This is a genomic window from Limnobaculum xujianqingii (assembly GCF_013394855.1).
Taxonomy (GTDB): domain Bacteria; phylum Pseudomonadota; class Gammaproteobacteria; order Enterobacterales; family Enterobacteriaceae; genus Limnobaculum; species Limnobaculum xujianqingii.
Window position 1 is genome coordinate 905353 of record NZ_JABMLK010000002.1, and the last position, 14651, is coordinate 920003.

General features: G+C 44.1%; 16 protein-coding genes. 8 read left to right on the forward strand and 8 right to left on the reverse strand.

Features of this window, described 5'->3' with window-relative positions:
- Window positions 1-153: 153 nt before the first annotated feature.
- Complete coding sequence (locus GOL65_RS18115) at window positions 154-780, reverse strand: YiiX family permuted papain-like enzyme (RefSeq protein ID WP_140918094.1); 627 nt, start codon at window positions 778-780, stop codon at window positions 154-156.
- 225 nt (window positions 781-1005) lie between these two features.
- Here GOL65_RS18115 and GOL65_RS18120 point away from each other — a divergent pair, with 225 nt between their 5' ends.
- The 8 genes from GOL65_RS18120 (at window position 1006) to tatA (ending at window position 8133) form a co-directional block, all read left to right on the forward strand.
- Entirely contained in the window at window positions 1006-1608 is a 603-nt protein-coding gene (locus GOL65_RS18120) for a CDP-alcohol phosphatidyltransferase family protein (protein WP_140918093.1), read from the forward strand.
- Between the two features lie 15 nt (window positions 1609-1623).
- A complete protein-coding gene (locus tag GOL65_RS18125; protein ID WP_140918092.1) occupies window positions 1624-2541 on the forward strand; it encodes a phosphatidate cytidylyltransferase in 918 nt (305 codons plus the stop codon).
- An 18-nt stretch (window positions 2542-2559) separates the two neighbouring features.
- Window positions 2560-3192 (forward strand): lysophospholipid acyltransferase family protein, encoded by a 633-nt coding sequence (locus GOL65_RS18130; RefSeq protein ID WP_140918091.1) that lies wholly within the window; start codon window positions 2560-2562, stop codon window positions 3190-3192.
- Between the two features lie 2 nt (window positions 3193-3194).
- The gene (locus tag GOL65_RS18135) at window positions 3195-4955 is read left to right on the forward strand and encodes a bifunctional alpha/beta hydrolase/class I SAM-dependent methyltransferase (protein ID WP_140918089.1); all 1761 of its coding nucleotides are present in this window, start codon (window positions 3195-3197) and stop codon (window positions 4953-4955) included.
- Between the two features lie 400 nt (window positions 4956-5355).
- Window positions 5356-5667, forward strand: a complete 312-nt coding sequence (locus tag GOL65_RS18140; protein ID WP_140918088.1) for a hypothetical protein — start codon at window positions 5356-5358, stop codon at window positions 5665-5667.
- Window positions 5668-6048: 381 nt separating this feature from the next.
- Window positions 6049-7368, forward strand: a complete 1320-nt coding sequence (locus GOL65_RS18145; RefSeq protein ID WP_140918087.1) for a phosphatase PAP2/dual specificity phosphatase family protein — start codon at window positions 6049-6051, stop codon at window positions 7366-7368.
- Window positions 7369-7387: 19 nt separating this feature from the next.
- Window positions 7388-7801, forward strand: coding sequence for a hypothetical protein (locus GOL65_RS18150; protein ID WP_140918086.1), 414 nt, complete (start codon window positions 7388-7390; stop codon window positions 7799-7801).
- 137 nt (window positions 7802-7938) lie between these two features.
- A complete protein-coding gene (gene tatA, locus GOL65_RS18155; RefSeq protein ID WP_140918085.1) occupies window positions 7939-8133 on the forward strand; it encodes a Sec-independent protein translocase subunit TatA in 195 nt (64 codons plus the stop codon).
- A 104-nt stretch (window positions 8134-8237) separates the two neighbouring features.
- Here tatA and lipA read toward each other — a convergent pair whose 3' ends face one another.
- The 7 genes from lipA to mrdB all read right to left on the reverse strand — a co-directional run bounded on the left by lipA (window position 8238) and on the right by mrdB (window position 14634).
- A complete protein-coding gene (gene lipA / locus GOL65_RS18160) occupies window positions 8238-9203 on the reverse strand; it encodes a lipoyl synthase (protein WP_130591820.1) in 966 nt (321 codons plus the stop codon).
- On the reverse strand, window positions 9196-9867 hold the full coding sequence (gene lipB, locus GOL65_RS18165; protein ID WP_140918084.1) for a lipoyl(octanoyl) transferase LipB: 672 nt from the start codon (window positions 9865-9867) through the stop codon (window positions 9196-9198). Before lipB ends, lipA begins: the two co-directional genes overlap by 8 nt.
- A gap of 142 nt (window positions 9868-10009) precedes the next feature.
- On the reverse strand, window positions 10010-10432 hold the full coding sequence (locus GOL65_RS18170; protein WP_228723154.1) for a VOC family protein: 423 nt from the start codon (window positions 10430-10432) through the stop codon (window positions 10010-10012).
- 249 nt (window positions 10433-10681) lie between these two features.
- A complete protein-coding gene (ybeD, locus tag GOL65_RS18175) occupies window positions 10682-10945 on the reverse strand; it encodes a DUF493 family protein YbeD (protein WP_140918083.1) in 264 nt (87 codons plus the stop codon).
- A gap of 124 nt (window positions 10946-11069) precedes the next feature.
- A complete protein-coding gene (gene dacA, locus GOL65_RS18180) occupies window positions 11070-12296 on the reverse strand; it encodes a D-alanyl-D-alanine carboxypeptidase DacA (protein ID WP_130591817.1) in 1227 nt (408 codons plus the stop codon).
- 150 nt (window positions 12297-12446) lie between these two features.
- On the reverse strand, window positions 12447-13514 hold the full coding sequence (gene rlpA / locus GOL65_RS18185) for an endolytic peptidoglycan transglycosylase RlpA (protein ID WP_140918082.1): 1068 nt from the start codon (window positions 13512-13514) through the stop codon (window positions 12447-12449).
- Between the two features lie 10 nt (window positions 13515-13524).
- The gene (mrdB, locus tag GOL65_RS18190) at window positions 13525-14634 is read right to left on the reverse strand and encodes a peptidoglycan glycosyltransferase MrdB (protein ID WP_140918081.1); all 1110 of its coding nucleotides are present in this window, start codon (window positions 14632-14634) and stop codon (window positions 13525-13527) included.
- Window positions 14635-14651: the final 17 nt, after the last annotated feature.

Below are 14651 nucleotides of genomic sequence, written 5' to 3' on the forward strand. Positions count from 1 at the left end.
GGGTTAGTCCTGGGTACGCCTGCAAAGGGTATTTAATTGAATTTGTTGCATGATATACCTCCTTTGTCAGTGAATTGTGGGTTGAGTAAAAACGGCGGCATCATAGACCCCCCTCTAATAAATAGCAATATCTATTATTTTAAATTTACGACGTCATTTCTTTCCCACTAGCGTTAAAAGTGGTGAGTCAAATATTGCATCGGGAGATATAACGGTCTCATCCAATGGAATCGATGAACCGTATCGTTCTGCCAGTTTCTTTTTCACCGGGGAGGAGGTGAGATCAAATTCTCGTAATTTTTGCAGATCGCCAATTTTCATGCCAAGCGCATTAAAATAGATTTTCCATACCAGTTCAGAGCAATATAGCCGCTCATCTGACCATGAAAAACTCAAATCATAGGGGGCATTGGCATATCGCTGTGCGGTTTTTTGTATTTGTTGCTGTTGTTCGACCGTCAAAGGGTGCTTGAGCCTTTTTATCACATATTTACCGTTGGTACCTCGTTCAATCCATTGATTTAACGGTGTGTATTGCACTTGTTTAGATGCTTCATATACATAAGGTTTTTTATTTTTAAACAGAATGATCCCCATATGGCTATAAGGCGAATGCGTTGCTAATTGAATAGCCTGACTTTGAGATGACCGGGAGGTGTGAAATATGATGTCTCCTGACTGTGGCTGATAACCATAGCTTTTTGGCAGAAAGATAAATAGCGACGCTACAATAATAATAGCTAGCGCTGTCAGTAAGATAGGAAGTCTGGTTCTGGTCATAGATTAACGAAGCTCAGTAAAAGGATAGACTCAGAATAACGGGGATTAATGAAGTGAGTGTGAAGTGATTTACAGGACTCATAACAGGCCCCATGCAGAGAAATGTTACAAATTAATTTATGCTACAACATAAGATCCGGGTAGTTTTTGGTTGATTAGCATCTGGGGGTACTGTAGCGTGACTCACACATAGTAAGGTGTTGTTATTAGCGGTCACAGGGATTTATGACTCTATACGATCTTAAGCCACGGTTTCAGGCTTTATTGAGACCTCTGTTAAAGCGTCTTTTTCGCGCTGGTGTAACGGCTAATCAGGTTACGCTGGCCGCCTTGATAGCATCGGTTGCTATCGGAGTGCTGCTCTTCTTTTTTCCTCGTCCGGTTCTATTTCTGATTCTTCCCATATTCCTGTTTATTCGTATGGCGCTAAATGCCATTGATGGTTTACTAGCTCGGGAATATAACCAAAAATCAAAACTGGGCGCATTGCTAAATGAAACTGGTGACGTGATTTCTGATGCTGCGCTCTATTTGCCTTTTGCGCTGTTGCCGGGTGCAACGCCGTGGCAGGTTTTGCTGGCGGTATTGTTGTCTATTCTGACCGAATTTTGCGGCGTACTGGCTCAAACGATTGGTGCCTCAAGACGTTATGATGGGCCAATGGGGAAAAGTGACCGAGCACTGATTTTTGGTGCCTATGCTCTGGCTATTTTTATTTGGCCAGTGTGTATGGAATGGAGTTGGATACTGTTTTCTGTGGTATCTGTTTTATTGGTATGGACCTGCCTGAATCGCTGTCGCAGAGCATTGGCAGAGGTTAACTCATAACCGGGGAACCATAATATGAGCCCAATACTCATTCGTGCGTTAATCATCATGTTTGCTCTGCTGATTATCGCCAGCATTACTATCCGAGTGATGTCTCTACGTTCACCAGAACGTGACTGGATAGAATTGCGTCAGAGAATTAACACCTGGTGGTGGATTGTTATTGTTTTTGCATTGGCGATTTCCACCCCTCGGGTAATCTCTCTGACGATTTTTGCCATTATTAGTTTCCTGGCGTTAAAAGAGTATCTGACGCTAATACCAACCCGGCGTACCGACCATATGCCTTTATTATGGGCTTATATTGCGATCCCTATTCAGTATTACTGGATTGGCATTGAATGGTACAGCATGTTCCTGGTATTTATTCCGGTTTATGTTTTCTTGTTCCTGCCAATGCGTATGGTGCTGATTGGTAATAATAAAGATTTTCTCCATTCGGCTTCGATGTTGCATTGGGGAGTAATGACAACGGTATTTGCTATTAGTCACGTAGCCTATCTGACAGTGCTGCCCGGTAAGCCTGAAACCGGGCCTTTATTAGTTATTTTTCTGGTGGTTTTGACCGAGTGTAATGACATTGCTCAATACTTATGGGGCAAATCGTTTGGTCGTATCAAAGTGATTCCAAAAGTCAGCCCGAATAAAACCCTGGAAGGTTTAGTGGGTGGGGTGATGACAACCATGTTTTTGGCCTGGTTATTGGGTGGAATATTAACGCCTCTAAGTGGCTGGGAATCAGTGCTGGTTGGATTATTGATTGGTATTACCGGCTTTATAGGTGATGTAGTAATGTCCGCGGTTAAGCGAGATATCGGCGTAAAAGATTCGGGTAAATTACTGCCAGGACATGGTGGTATTTTAGACCGTCTGGATTCACTGATTTATACCGCGCCGCTGTTTTTTCACATTTTATACTATTTACACTATTAACTCGCGATGGAGGTCAGAATGAACCGACTATTGCGTTTACTGTTTGTGGTGGTAATTGCTTATCCGGTGGTGTTGGCATGGTTGGGGGTTTCCGTTGCTAATCGTAAACGCCTACCAACAAAAGGACCGGGAATTATCATTGCTAACCATAATAGTCATTTGGATTTATTAACGTTATTAACGCTATTTCCTCTATCAAAGGTGCATCTGGTGCACCCGGCGGCGGCAGCTGATTATTTTCTGAAAAACCGCTGGGTAGCCTGGTTTGCTACCCGAGTGGTTGGGATAATTCCTGTCGTACGGGGTGGCGATCCAAAACAGAGCGATCCTCTGGCTGGATGCGTTCAGGCACTACAGGAAGGAAAGATATTAGTATTGTTTCCCGAAGGTACCCGTGGAGAACCTGAACGTTTATCTGAATTTAAATCCGGGCTCTGGTATTTGTGTCAGCAATTTCCAGAAGTACCGGTAACCCCAGTATTTATGCATGGGCTGGGGCGAGCTATGGGGAAAGGACAATGGATACCGGTACCTTTCTTTATTGACGTCTATGTTGATGAGCCTGTTTATTGTCGCTCAGACAAGTCGGTCTTTATATCGGATTTAAAACAGCGATTTGAATCGCTGCAAAATAATGCACAAGGGAGATAGTCATGAGTTTAGCGCAACCTCGGACCGCAACGGAGAATTGGTTTAAAACTTCTGATGGAACGGAATTATTCTATCGTTGCTGGCCTCAGCATGAAGGCATTGCCGATAAAGTCATTGTGCTTTTCCATCGTGGACATGAACACTCCGGCCGTTTACAGCACATTGTTGATGAACTGAATATGCCAAATGTTCCGATGTACGCATGGGATGCCCGAGGCCATGGTAAAACAGCGGGGGAGAGGGGCTATAGCCCAAGCATAGGAACGTCAGTACGAGATGTGGATGAGTTTGTACGCTATGTTTCCGCAGACAGCGGTGTGCCGATGGAAAACGTCATCGTGATTGCACAGAGTGTTGGTGCGGTACTGGCTGCTACCTGGGCTCATGATTATGCGCCAAAAATTCGGGGACTGATTCTGGCTTCTCCGGCATTTAAGGTCAAACTGTATGTTCCGTTTGCCCGGGCTGGATTGGGGTTAATGAAGAGCTTCCGCGGTTTGTTCTATGTGAACTCCTATGTTAAAGGAAAATATCTGACTCACGATCAAGAGCGGGTTGACTCTTTTAATCAGGATCCGCTGATCACCCGGGCTATTGCGGTCAATATACTGTTGGAGTTGTACAGCACTTCTGAACGCATTGTAGCAGACGCCTCTGCGATCACTATTCCAACCCAGTTACTGATCTCCGGCGATGATTATGTGGTACATCATAAGCCTCAACATCAGTTCTATCAGCGCTTGAATACCTCGGTTAAAGAGAAGCATATTCTGAGTGGATTTTATCACGATACATTAGGTGAGAAAGATCGCCATTTGGCATTTGATAAAATTCGGGCCTTCATCGATAAGTTATTCACTATAGCACCCCAACGCCACGATTATAGTGAAGAGGATCGCTGGAGTGCCAATGCGGACAAGTATCGTGAGTTAATGGCTCCATTGCCGCATTATTCGATAAAACGTTACTATTATCGCGGGCTCACGTCAGCCATGTCCTCTTTGGGCAAAGCATCAAAAGGTGTACGTCTCGGTTTTGAAACTGGTTTTGATTCAGGCAGTACGCTGGATTATGTTTATCGTAATCAGCCGGAAGGCAGTAATAGCTTTGGGCGTTTTATTGATAAACAGTACCTGAATAGCATTGGCTGGCGAGGAATTCGTCAACGTAAGATAAATATTGAAACCTTAATTCGTCAGGCCATTGGCGATCTTAAACAGCGTAATATGCCGGTACGTATTGTTGATATTGCCGCAGGCCACGGTCGTTATGTATTGGATGCGATAGGGGATGCGCAGGATGTTGAGTCTATCCTTCTGCGGGATTACAGTGAATTGAATGTGGAACAAGGCAAAAAGATGATTGCCGAGCGCCATCTGTCAGAGAAGGCTGATTTCGTCGTGGGTAATGCTTTCGACCGTCAAAGTCTGGCTGAATTGAATCCAAATCCAACACTGGGAATCGTTTCCGGATTATATGAGCTATTTCCTGAGAATAAAGATGTTCAGGCTTCATTATTAGGGCTGGCAGATACCATCCCTGAAGGTGGATTGCTGGTATATACCGGTCAACCATGGCATCCACAGCTTGAAATGATAGCTCGCTCCCTCACCAGTCATCAAAGCGGGAAGCCTTGGGTCATGCGTTGTCGTACACAGGGAGAGATGGACAGTATGGTAGAACATGCCGGATTTGAGAAAAAAATTCAGTTGATTGATGACTGGGGAATTTTCAGTGTTTCAATTGCAGTACGGGTTAAATAGTCTTTAAATAATATATTTTTCTGAGGCCCTTATTTAAGGGCCTTTTTTATTGCCTGAATTTTATTTTTTAATAAGTAATGGCTCGTATTTAATGTCCATTTCATTATGGGGTAATGCGCTTTAATTTATTTCAACTTAATTCTAAGTGGTGTTATGTGCATAACTTAACAAAAAACATTATTTTGTGAAAAAATTGTTTATCTTAATATGTTTTATATGTTAAAAAATAAATATACAAAACGAAGCTTGCTAACTTAATTAAAAGAATTATTTGTTGGTTGAATTTCCACCAAATAATAATGGGTGATTATTCTTAATAAATAATCATTAATATTAAATAAATAGTTAGTAACTAAGATAGATCGCATACAGCGATTTTGTATATGAAAGGAGATTTACCATGAGAAAATTAACCGTAGCAGAAATTGAATCTGTATCTGGCGCAGGAATCTTTACTGATGCTTTTCGCGATTTTGGTCAGGGGATCGGCGATGCTATTGATATCGGTAATACTCCAGGAAATAAAGGTGAATACGGTGCCGCTATTGGAACTGCGATTGGAGCATTAGCCGATGGTGGACTGAATTTAATCAAAGGTATTGGCGATTTTGGTGTGAATGGTATTGCTCAAATAGGCGCACCAGTTATTGATTCGGTTTTTAATGGTGTTGCGGCTATTATTAAAGCTATCAATCCATTAAAAATTGGCTAATTAAATAACCATGACTCTCACCGGGAAGATACAGTTTTATTTCCCGGTGGGGGCAGGATAATAGTTCCTTTCTCTTGCTTTTTTCTCTTTGTTTTTTATATCAACTTTGTAGTTTTTCATTAATCACTTTAGTTTTAAGTAAGGTGCTATTGATATAAATAATATGTACCATCTTTAATCTTAAAAATTAAAGAAAATATAGTGCTATTTGGATAATAGCTACGTGAAATATTTTCTGACAAAGGAAAACGACAAACATTATCGAAAGAACTTTCTAAATCAGCATGATTGGTTATCATAACGCCAGAACAACGCAATAAAAACGTTGAGAATGCAAACGATAGTGCCGGGTGACGGCGTATCATGGACTGAGTGCGTCGAATGAATGAACTAACGTTAAATCCAGACTCTCGCCGGCAGCTTTGGTTACGTGCTGGTATCTGGCTGCTGTTTTTGGCACCTTTCTTCTTTTTAACCTATGGACAGGTGAATCAATTTACTGCAACGCGAGATGATGTTGGAGTACTGGCATTTAGCTGGGAATCATCAATTCCTTTTTGGCCATGGACCATTGTTCCTTACTGGAGCATTGATCTGTTGTATGGCATTTCACTGTTTATTTGTACTTCTCGTCGTGAGCTGATGGTGCATGGCCTGCGTCTGGCTGTTGCTTCCGTTGCGGCTTGTGTCGGTTTTTTGCTTTTTCCGTTGAGATTTAGTTTTGTCAGGCCGGTAAGTGACGGTATGTTCGGTTGGCTATTTCAGCAATTGGAGATGTTCGATCTTCCCTATAATCAGGCCCCGTCACTGCATATAATTCTGCTTTGGTTGCTCTGGTTGCGCTTCTATCCCCATACTTCTTCAAAGTGGCGTTGGCTGTTACACAGTTGGTTTACCTTAATCGGTATCTCAGTGTTGACCACCTGGCAGCATCATTTTATTGATGTGATTACCGGATTATTTGTCGGCGTTATTATTAGTTATGCCTTACCTGTCGCTTCCCGTTGGCGCTGGCAACCAAGTCAGGATCCTTTTGCCCGTCGATTAGCGGTTTATTACTCTTCCGCAGCCTTAGTTTTAACAACTCTGGCCTGTTGGTTGGGAAGTGGTTTTTGGATACTGATATGGCCAGCGGTTGCATTGCTGATGGTGGCATTAGGCTATAGCGGGTTGGGAAGTGCGATTTTTCAAAAAAATGCGGCGGGTAATATGTCACCTTCGGCACGTCTGCTACTAGCGCCTTATCAAATTGGAGCATGGTGTTCATTCCGTTATTTTAGTGCTAAATACGATCGAAATAATCAGATTACTGAAGGGATCCTGCTAGGCAGTTATCCACGCCACAATGTGTCGGCAAATGCCGTGCTGGATATGACTTCGGAGTGGCAAAGAAGTGCTCGTATTCCAGCGGTTGCCTATATTGCTTGCCCGCAGCTTGATTTACTGGCACCGAGTGAAGAGGAACTACAGCATTCCGTACAGGCGCTTAATGAGCTATATCCCCATGGACAAGTGTTAGTACATTGTGCATTGGGGTTATCACGTAGTGCAATTGTGATAGCAGCCTGGTTGTTACAGCAACAGAGAGTGACCAGTGTTGAAGAGGCTGAGGCGATGATTCGTCAGGCACGCCCAAAGATTATTTTTAGAGAGTCTCACCTGAATGTTCTGAATTGCTGGGCTAAGCGTTACTTAGTTTAATAACCGGAAAGGTAACTGAATGATGATTGAGCATCCGATAGCAGGAAAAGTGTTAGTCATTACGCTAAATAGCTGGCGTTATTTTGCGGCGCTTTCTGCATTTGCCATGTTATTTACATTGCTTATGCTATTTTTCGCTGATTATTCAGTGGTGATACTGGCTATTTCTTTAGTGTCTGGACTTGCTTGCCACTACTATTGCTGGCGCCTGTGGATGGACTCTCATCTGTTCAATATTCTTTACCGTTTTCCTGAAAAAACTGAGGTTTTTGATACGGCGATCAATATGTGCTGGGGAAAGAAAGGAGAGAATAACCGCAGTCTGGATTCCCGCTGGACAGGTGCTCGTCAATTGCTGCACCGGGCAGCGCTTTTAGTATTAGTTCAGTGGAGTATGGTTATTCTGACGGTTCTGTTTTCGGGTGTTGAGTAGATATCAGCAAGTTGATAAATACGGATTGTTTTAATCTGTTACATTTCAAAATTGTGATTGCCTGATATTTATCGTACAAAGAAAGTAGGGTTAATTATGTCGACGAAATCGACAGCAGATAAAGTAAGAAGGTTTATATGGCTGGTATAAGCATTACTAAATTGTTGATCATCGGTGCGCTGATTGTTCTGTTATTTGGTACTAACAAGTTACGTACATTAGGTAGTGATTTGGGTGCGGCAATTAAAGGCTTTAAAAAAGCGATGGATAATGATACGCCATCCGCAGATGTAACCAATGAAGCGGCTCCACAGGTAGAAAATAAAAAGTAATTATCTGATTGGCCTGTTTTCCAGGGTTAATAAATGAAAAAGCGTGCAATGAATTGCACGCTTTTTTATGAGATTGTTTTGCTGACTTGGCGTGGCTCAGCCAATTATTTTACTTCTTCACCTTTTGCTTGCATGTCGGCATGGTATGAAGATCGAACAAAAGGTCCACAGGCTGCGTGGGTGAAGCCCATTGCCATAGCTTCAGCCTTCATCTCATCAAACTCAGCAGGGCTCACATAACGCTGAACCGCAAGATGGTGGCGGCTTGGCTGCAGATATTGTCCCAGGGTTAACATGGTTACACCATGAGCTCGTAAATCACGCATAACTTCGATGATTTCCTGATTAGTTTCTCCCAGACCTACCATTAATCCTGATTTGGTTGGAATATCAGGATGGGCCTGTTTAAAGCGTTCTAACAGCTTTAGTGACCAACTGTAGTCAGCGCCCGGACGTACCTGCCGATAAAGGCGAGGAATGTTCTCCAGATTATGGTTAAACACATCTGGCGGAGTAGCTGTGAGTATGTCTAATGCACGATCCATTCGGCCGCGAAAATCGGGGACCAGAGTTTCAATCTTAATGGTGGGGTTTTTATCACGAATTGCGCTGATACAATCAGCAAAATGCTGTGCTCCGCCATCCCGTAGGTCATCACGGTCAACTGAGGTGATAACTACATAGCGTAGTCCCATATCCTGTATGGTTTGTGCCAGTTTTTGTGGTTCATTAGCATCTGGCGCCATTGGGCGACCATGGGCTACGTCGCAGAAAGGGCAGCGACGGGTACAAATTGCACCGAGAATCATGAAGGTTGCCGTACCGTGGTTAAAACATTCTGCCAGGTTAGGACAGGAAGCTTCTTCACAAACAGAATGTAATCCGTTCTTGCGCATTGCGGCTTTGATTCCCTGAATACGGCTTGAATCTGCGGGTAACTTAATTTTCATCCATTCAGGTTTGCGTAGCATCTCCTGACGCTCAGTCTCCACCGACTTCACTGGGATTAGTGCCATTTTGTCGGCATCACGATACTTGATGCCGCGTTCCATCTGAATTGGTTTACTCATAATCGTTAATATTCCAATAGATTGGCTCGGGGTGCTGATAACCGAGTAATTGTGTAAATTCCTGTATCAGGACAGGATGAACATGTTCAAAGCGGACTGATTCAGTTAACTGTTTTACCTGCGTCATTTGCATACCGGCGTAGCCGCAGGGATTAATACGGGTGAATGGTTCAAGGTCCATATCGATATTCAAGGCTAATCCATGCAGAGAGCACCCACGACGGATACGTAATCCGAGGGAACAGATTTTATCATGATTGACATAAACACCGGGAGCATCCGGGCGGGCCTTCGCCTGAATATCAAAATGAGCCAACGTTCTAATGACCGTCTGTTCCAGGGCAGTAACCAGCTCTCTGACACCCATCTTTTTTCGCTTTAGATCAATCATGATATACATCACTTGCTGGCCCGGCCCATGATAGGTGACCTGGCCCCCGCGATCGCTCTGTATTACCGGAATATCACCGGCAGCCAGAACGTGTTCGGCTTTGCCTGCCTGACCCTGAGTAAATACCCGAGGATGCTGAACTAACCACAGCTCATCAGATGTCGTATTTTCTCTACGGTCGGTAAAGGTATGCATCGCCTGAGATACGGGTAGATAAGGCTGTACCCCAAGTTGACGTAATATAATGGTGTCTTGTTGCAAGGAGGTCATCATAACGTTGCAAAAATGGTAAAAACATTATACCCACCGTTTTGGGAGACCACCAGACGAAATAGGAAGATTCGGTCTTTTAAAGCAATAGGAGGGAGCCACACTATCGAAGTGTTGAGTATTATTGGTGTTAACCCGGCACCAATCAGGTGCCGATTTCGCTCATTATCATCCAGCCCACGCCATATCGATCGGTGAGCATGCCAAAACCACTGGACCAGAAAGTGCGCTGAAACGGTAAATTGACTTTCCCCCCTGAGGAAAGTGACTTAAATAAGCGTTCAGCGTCGGTTTTACTGTCTGCTTTCAGGGAGAGGCTAAAGCCGTTGAACTCAGGGTGCATGCGATCGCATTGACCATCCGAGGCCATAAATTGTGTATGGCCCACGTTGACATTGGCATGCATAATCTTATCTTTCCATTCATCGGGAACCGGGGTAAGCAGTGCATCGGGCGATTCACTGTAACGCATGATCAGAGTGATTCTGGCACCAATGCTGCGCTGGTAAAACTGTAATGCCTCTTCACAGTTACCAGCAAAAAACAGATAAGGCTGGACTTCCATCATATATCCTCTCTCTATAGTTTGAAGTAAAACGGTCGATGGTTTTCCTTATTTCAAGAATAGTGTTGACGACTCAGTTCTGCCACTGATAGCTGAGGTAGCTATGACAAGATATTTAATAGAAGAATAAAGCGCTTAATATAAAGAAGAGAGGATCTGTTACGGAGAGTTACATAATGGGCTATTTGACCCAATAAAAAACGGACAGAAATATTCTGTCCGTTTTATTCATTACGTATTTTTGTTGGCTAATTACAGCACCATACGCACAATCTCGATATCACCCAGCTCTTCATATAGCGTTTCTACTTGCTCAATATGCGTTGCGTTAATAGTGATAGAGACGGAGTGGTAGTTTCCTTTGCTACTGGGTTTAACCTGAGGGTTATAATCGCCAGGCGCATGGCGTTGTACCACTTCCACTACCTGGTCGACCAGCTCAGGTTGTGCCAGGCCCATCACTTTATAAGTAAAAGAACATGGGAACTCGAGCAGTTCATTCAGTTTCGTTTTCATGGTTGCTCCAACAAAAATTAAAAAAGAGTGTGGCCTATAAAAATTATAGCTCCCGCTGTGAGGGGAGCTATATATCATCAGGCTTATTTATTATATGGGGCCTGAAATTTGTATTTCAAGGGGACTAGCCGAACCAGCGATGGAACAGCAATTTGATATGGTCAACCATGCGACCAAAGAAACCGCCTTCCTGAACTTCGTTTAATACCACTAATGGACGCTGTTCAATGGTTTTGCCATCCAGTTGGAAATTAATAGTACCAACAGCCTGACCTTTCGCCAGAGGAGCGTTAATTTCACTGTTAGTCAGAGTATAACTGGCTTTCAGGTCGTTAAGACGTCCGCGCGGAATGGTTAATGAGGCATTTTTGTCTACGCCTAATTGAACGCGATCGGTATCACCAAACCAGACAGGTTCTGAAGCAAACTCTTTGCCTACTTGCAGTGGAGTAACGGTTTCAAAGAAACGGAAGCCCCAGGTCAGTAATTTTTTACTTTCAGCTTCACGGCCTTTAAAGGTACGTCCACCCATAACAACGGAGATTAAACGCATATTACCTTCGGTCGCAGAAGCAACCAGGTTATAACCTGCGGCTGAAGTATGACCGGTTTTTATGCCATCAACATTCAGGCTGGTATCCCACAGTAAACCATTACGGTTTGGCTGTTTGATATTATTGAAGTAATACTCTTTCTCTTTATATACCGCATACTCTTCCGGTACATCACGAATCAGCGCCTGACCGATAATGGCCATATCCCGGGCCGAACTAAACTGACCAGCAGCATCTAAACCATGTACGGTGCCAAAGTGGGTATTTTGTAATCCCAGAGCCTTTACATAGTTGTTCATGATATTAACGAAAGCATCCTGGCTGCCGGCAACGTGTTCAGCCATGGCTACACAAGCATCATTTCCTGATTGAATAATAATACCGCGATTAAGCTCAGAAACTTTAACCTGAGTTCCGGGTTGTAAGAACATCAGGGACGAGCCTTTAAATACCGGATTTCCAGTAGCCCAGGCTTCTTTACTGATGGTGACATTATCATTCAGGCTGATTTTTCCCGCTTTAATACTCTGACCGATAACATAACTGGTCATCATTTTAGTCAGGCTGGCCGGGTCTCTGCGGGTATCCGCATTCATTTCTGCCAGTACCTTGCCTGAGTTATAGTCCATCAGAATATAGGCTTCAGCATCGATTTGAGGAACGGCTGGAATGATAGTGGTAAGATTTACATCATCAGCTTTAACGACGGAAGTCGTACCCAGAGCGATGAATGCGCCCAAAGTCAGACTTTTGAGCAGAGTATGGCGAAATGGTTTTGTAGATAGCGTCTGTTTCATAAGCGGGACAACAATATCCGTAGAAAGTTAATAACGGCCACAGTATAACAGGTGACCAGCCAAGGGGCACCCAACGCGTGTTGTTTTATGGGTATCCGGTGCCGCTGAATTTTTCCATGTCTGTAAGACGATAAGGTGACAACTCGCTGATTAGCGTGATGCTACCAAGATAATACTATTAGGCTGTCCCTGGCTTGCTAAACGTTGTTGCAATTCTTGAGCTTGTTCTCTGGTACTGAAAGGGCCTAACTGGATGCGATAGTACGCTCCGCCAGCAGACACCATTCCTGGTACGTTCAGTTGGCTACTTAATCTTTTTTGTACTTCAACGGCTCTCTGGTGGTCATTCACTGCGCTAACCTGAACCAAAAAACCAGTAGAAGTCGCACTCACCGATTGAGCATTATCCCTGTCGGGAGATGCCGGTACGTTGACGGTTGAATTTGGTGTTGCAGGAATACTTACTCTTTCAGACTGTGCTGGCGCACTAAGCAATAGGTTATGGTTATTATCCGCAGGGGTAGGTATTGCTATCCGATTGTCCGGTTGTGCAGGAATATTCACTTGCACTTCCTGCTGAGCGCTCAGACTTTGTTGAGGTGTTGAAATTACCTGATTGCCAATTAATGGACGGTTTTGAAGCTCATAGGAGCGTTTTGCAACCGTTGAGCCGATAGTTCCCGGACCAGATAGCTGACCGTTTGGTGACACGACGATGACATCCAGCCTGACTTTAGTTTGGCCGGTAATATTCAGACGATCGGCTGCAGCTTTAGATAAATCGATGACCCGGCCTTTAGTAAAGGGACCACGATCGTTCACGCGCACAACTAACTGACGACCATTACTTAAATTAGTTACTCGTACATAGCTGGGAAGAGGCAGAGTAGGATGTGCAGCGCTTAACTCGTAGGCATCAAAGATTTCGCCGGTGGCGGTTTTATTTCCGTGTAACTCCTGACCATACCAGCTTGCCAAACCTTCTTCGCTGAAATTCTCCGGCTGAGTGATAATACGGTAATTTTTACCTCTCACCTTATAATCTTTCATTGTGCCAATATTATAAGGTTCGTAGCGGGGTTCAACACCGCTAATTTCTGTTGCTGGTCCGGAATGAGGCAGCGGTGGCAATGTCGGTGTTTTAGGTGGTGGGGGCGTTGACTCACAGGCCGCCAGCATGAAACCCATTGCACAAATCCATAGCCACTGTTTACGCATCAACTCGTCCTTAAACGTTTTTCGAAAGTAGTTTTCTGTGGGTATGTATCGACATAACAATACCCATCCCGGCCATCAGCACAATTAATGCAGAACCACCGTAACTGATGAACGGTAACGGTACGCCAACTACTGGCAAAATTCCACTAACCATACCGATATTGACAAAAACATACACACAGAGAATCATCACTATCCCGCCAATCAGCACACGGCCAAAACTGGTCTGGGCATGAGCCGCCAGCATAAATCCACGGATAATGACGCATAAATAGAGCGCTAGCAGTACCAGCACGCCAATTAATCCCAGCTCTTCAGCCAGAACGGCAAAAATAAAGTCAGTGTGACGTTCTGGCAGAAACTCCAATTGTGACTGAGTTCCATGTAGCCAGCCTTTACCCCATAACCCACCAGAACCAATGGCAATCTTTGACTGAATAATATGATATCCAGCTCCCAGGGGGTCACTTTCCGGATCGAGCAACATCATCACTCGCCCTCGCTGATAATCATGCATCAGGAAGAACCAGAGAACCGGAATAAAGGCGGCCACGGCCAGAGCGGCAACAAGTATTAGTCGCCAGCTCATACCTGCCAGAAACAGAATAAATAGGCCAGATGCGGCAACCAGTATTGATGTTCCTAAATCAGGCTGGGCAGCCACCAGCAGAGTAGGGAAGAAAATTATTACCAGAGCAATACCGGTGTTTTTCAATGAGGGAGGGCAGGAGTCACGGTTTATATAGCGGGCAACCATCAGTGGAACCGCTATTTTAGCAATTTCTGACGGTTGGAATCGCACCACCCCCAAATCTAACCAGCGCTGTGCTCCTTTACTGATCTGACCAAAAACGTCTACCAGAATCAGTAAGATAACACAGAAAATATACAGGTAAGGAGCCCAGTTTTCATACACTCGGGGGGGAATTTGAGCCATCACCAACATCACACCAAACCCAAGAATAGTCTGGCTGATTTTACGTTCCATCATCTCCGGATCTTGCCCGCTGGCGCTCCACAGTACAAAAAAGCTATAGGCCAGCAGCACCAACAGTAAGAAGGTCATAATGGGGTCAATATGGATTTTGGTCCATATCGTTGGTTTTTTGTTATCGCTCATTGGTTATTTATCAGCCA

Bases quoted from the DNA above. Each gene is read 5' to 3' on its own strand.
- dacA (WP_130591817.1), bottom strand. From the start codon at position 12,296: ATGAAACAGACGCTATCTACAAAACCATTTCGCCATACTCTGCTCAAA.
- lipB (WP_140918084.1), bottom strand. From the start codon at position 9,867: ATGATGACCTCCTTGCAACAAGACACCATTATATTACGTCAACTTGGG.
- GOL65_RS18115 (WP_140918094.1), bottom strand. From the start codon at position 780: ATGACCAGAACCAGACTTCCTATCTTACTGACAGCGCTAGCTATTATT.
- ybeD (WP_140918083.1), bottom strand. From the start codon at position 10,945: ATGAAAACGAAACTGAATGAACTGCTCGAGTTCCCATGTTCTTTTACT.
- GOL65_RS18120 (WP_140918093.1), top strand. From the start codon at position 1,006: ATGACTCTATACGATCTTAAGCCACGGTTTCAGGCTTTATTGAGACCT.
- GOL65_RS18150 (WP_140918086.1), top strand. From the start codon at position 7,388: ATGATGATTGAGCATCCGATAGCAGGAAAAGTGTTAGTCATTACGCTA.
- GOL65_RS18140 (WP_140918088.1), top strand. From the start codon at position 5,356: ATGAGAAAATTAACCGTAGCAGAAATTGAATCTGTATCTGGCGCAGGA.
- GOL65_RS18170 (WP_228723154.1), bottom strand. From the start codon at position 10,432: ATGATGGAAGTCCAGCCTTATCTGTTTTTTGCTGGTAACTGTGAAGAG.
- GOL65_RS18135 (WP_140918089.1), top strand. From the start codon at position 3,195: ATGAGTTTAGCGCAACCTCGGACCGCAACGGAGAATTGGTTTAAAACT.
- rlpA (WP_140918082.1), bottom strand. From the start codon at position 13,514: ATGCGTAAACAGTGGCTATGGATTTGTGCAATGGGTTTCATGCTGGCG.
- GOL65_RS18125 (WP_140918092.1), top strand. From the start codon at position 1,624: ATGAGCCCAATACTCATTCGTGCGTTAATCATCATGTTTGCTCTGCTG.
- mrdB (WP_140918081.1), bottom strand. From the start codon at position 14,634: ATGAGCGATAACAAAAAACCAACGATATGGACCAAAATCCATATTGAC.
- lipA (WP_130591820.1), bottom strand. From the start codon at position 9,203: ATGAGTAAACCAATTCAGATGGAACGCGGCATCAAGTATCGTGATGCC.
- GOL65_RS18145 (WP_140918087.1), top strand. From the start codon at position 6,049: ATGAATGAACTAACGTTAAATCCAGACTCTCGCCGGCAGCTTTGGTTA.
- tatA (WP_140918085.1), top strand. From the start codon at position 7,939: ATGGCTGGTATAAGCATTACTAAATTGTTGATCATCGGTGCGCTGATT.
- GOL65_RS18130 (WP_140918091.1), top strand. From the start codon at position 2,560: ATGAACCGACTATTGCGTTTACTGTTTGTGGTGGTAATTGCTTATCCG.